Source organism: Anaerotruncus sp. (assembly GCF_057433415.1).
This window is the reverse complement of the sequence record NZ_DBMDHH010000103.1, coordinates 1-2,926: the sequence shown is the minus strand read 5'-3', so window position 1 is coordinate 2,926 and position 2,926 is coordinate 1. Positions and strand designations below refer to the sequence as shown.

Annotated in this window: 2 protein-coding genes; one reads left to right on the top strand and one right to left on the bottom strand. The window is 64.0% G+C overall.

All coding sequences use genetic code 11. From position 1 onward, the window contains the following. Positions 1 to 841 (bottom strand): amidohydrolase (locus tag ACZO3G_RS14630; protein WP_486847371.1); only part of this gene is annotated, 841 nt, incomplete at its 3' end. A 228-nt stretch (positions 842 to 1,069) separates the two neighbouring features. Between ACZO3G_RS14630 and ACZO3G_RS14625 the strand changes: the two genes are divergently transcribed. Beyond that, on the top strand, positions 1,070 to 2,926 hold a 1,857-nt coding region (locus tag ACZO3G_RS14625), incomplete at its 3' end, for a hypothetical protein (protein ID WP_486847370.1).

The window sequence follows — 2,926 nt, the reverse complement described above, 5'->3', positions numbered from 1 at the left end:
TGGTCACATCCTTCCCATCGAACGCCAGCCGCGGATCGTCAGGATCAAGCGACGTAAAGGGATTGACGTGCACCCGGACCGCGAGGCGCCCCTGCTCCTGTACGGTGCGCAAAAGCTCCGCGTCGTCGTAGGAGAACAAGGCCGCGTCCACCGCCGTGGTGATGCCCCGCGCGGCATAATCCCGCGTGGTGGCGGCAAGGTCGTCGATCCGCTGCTCCCGCGTCTGCGTGGGCAGCAGCGGCATGATGGTTTCATAAACCGGGCTTTCCTCAAGCACGCCGTCCGGTTCGCCGTCCGCATCGCGCCGGATGATGCCCCCGGCGGGGTCCGGCGTATGGCGGTCAATCTCGGCCAGCTTCAGGGCCGCGCTGTTCAGGGCGCACAAATGGCCGGAAATGTGCTGTGCAAACACGGGATTGTGCGGAGCCGCCTCATCCAGTTCCCAACGGCTGGGGAACCGCTTTTCCGTCAGCAGCGTATCGTCGAGGCCGCAGGCAAGCACCCATTCGCCCTCGGGCGTTTCCGCCGCACGGGCCCGGATGGCGGCAAGGATGTCGCCGAGCGTCCGGCAGGTCCCAAGAGGCGGCGAATTGAGGTTTACGCGCCCGCGTCCTTGCGCGGTCATCAGAATATGCCCGTGGGCGTCGTAAAAGCCGGGGAGCACGGCAGCGCCCCCCATGTCCCTGCATTCCGTGTCCGGTCCGATGAGCGGAGCGAGCCCGTCCCGATCGCCGACGGCAAGGATACGGTCGCCGTCCAGCGCGAGGGCCGAAGCCACGGCATCGTTTCCATCAAGAGTCAGGACCACGGCGTTGAACAACAACACACTGGCATATTGCATGAAGACATCCTCCTTGAGGCATTGGAATGCGCACCCTCCAGCGGGTACATGCGTTTAAAAGAGCAAGGGGGATGCCAAAAGGCTCAAGTCATGCAATCGAGCGTTTTTCAAGAAGTTCTTGACAGCATGATAAAATGCGAACTATCACTCGTCTAGAAAACGGGATGAACAGCGTCCAGAAACCAGGATGCGTCTAAAAAACAGGACGCCTCCCAAGGAGTCCGCGCCATGCCCACCTTCGCCTCCAGTGTCCCTCACGCTTCGCTCCTGCTCGCCCTCCAGCTTTCCGCACGCCCGCTCCACGAACGGGAACTCGCCGCCATCACCGGATTGCCCGAAATCCGTGTCCGCTCCGCGCTGAGGGAACTCTCCCTTCAGAAGCATGTCGCCGCCGCTCCCGCAGAGGGCTCCCCTGACGGCGGTTCCGGAGCCCCGGCATGGGCCATCACCCGCATCGAGCCGGATCTGCTGGAAGACATGGCCGAAACCCTGTGCAGCGCCTGTCCGGATACGGGCGTCCCCTATCACATGGGCGTACTCGGCGGAGACACCACACTGGAAGACTGCGAAATCGTGGTCCGCTTCATCGACGACCGCCTCAAGGACAACGAACCTGCCGTATTCGCCTGTTTCGAAATGGTCGTGCAGTTCCTGCTCCGCTGGGGGCGCGCGCATATGGACGATGCAGGCCAGAAAAGCTGGCGGTACGCCGAACTCGTACTCGTGGTCCAGAGCATGTGTATTTTCTCACACCACTACCTCCAGCTCGCCACGGAACTCTCCCCGCTCGCCTACGAGCTTTCGGCCCGCAACGGCAGCGAACGCTTCATGCCCATGATCTGGATCTTCCGGCATTACCTGCAATTGTTCTCGGGCGGAGAGCCGCCGCTCACGGACCGCTTTTTCCACGGTTCGGAAAAGATGCGCCATTTCAAGGAACAGGACATGCAGGATCGCATCCCGGTCTTTGAAGGCATCGAGAACTTCCTCAAGGGCCATTTCCGTGAAACCCTGCAGTGTTATGCGCGCCGCCCCGCGCAGGATCACTGGTGGTACAAACGTTTTTTCGAGCCCCTTTCCTTCTGCGCCAGCCAGGCCGCCATGTACTTGCGCGAGTACCCTCTCGCCACCGGCATCATCGAATCCGCGCGCCAGACCGCCGAACTCGCCGGGGAACGCCTCGTCGCCGTGCTCTGGATCGCCCACCTGTGCTTCCTGCTCCTCCGTAAAGGCGCCCTGGACGAAGCGATTGTCAAAATCGACTACCTCCTCAACTGCGTCCCTCCCGAGCAAAACCATAAGGTCGCTTCCAGCGCCGTGCGCGCCCTCGCCGTCTACCACCATCTTTCGGGCCGCACCGACGCCGCCTACCGCGTCCTCCGCAACGAAACCCTGCGCGCCGCCGCGCGCGGGGTCCCCCATTCGCCTTTCCTCGATCCTCTCGTGCTGGATCTCCTCTACGTCTTCGAGCAACGGGGCTACCCGCCCATCCCGCGTTACGAGGTGGAAGCCACGATCGAAACCTTCCTCCGCCAGCCCAACCGCCAGCTCCGGGGCACGGCGCTGCGGGTCCACGCCCTGCGCCTCCGAGGGCGGGGCGCACCCGCCGAAGAAGTCGTCTCCCTCCTTCACGACAGCCTGCGCGAACTGGAACCCACCGGAGATCCCCGCGAACTCGTGCTCACCCATCACGAACTCGCCAACATGCTTGAAGCGATGGGCCAGCACCGTGAAGCCCACCAGCAGCGCAAGTCCGTCGCCGAGATCATCGGGCACCCGCTCGACGAAAACGCCTCCTACCGCACCGCCGCCATCGCGGCGACCGGGGAGGCGTTCCCAGCCCTCGTCCCCGCACCCGAGCCGGAAGCCGAGGACACGCCGGGCCGCATCCTTCTCGACCGCTGCCACGCCGCCTTCAACCGCGAACCGACCTCCTATCGGAGCGACGAGCTGTTCCAGCACCTGCTCGACATCGCGCAGCAGGAGCTCCAGTCCGAGCGCGCCGCGCTGTTCCGCCCCACCGACGACGGCAGGCCGGAGTTCGTGGCCTCGGTCAACCTCACCCGCATGGAGCTGGAAAGCGAC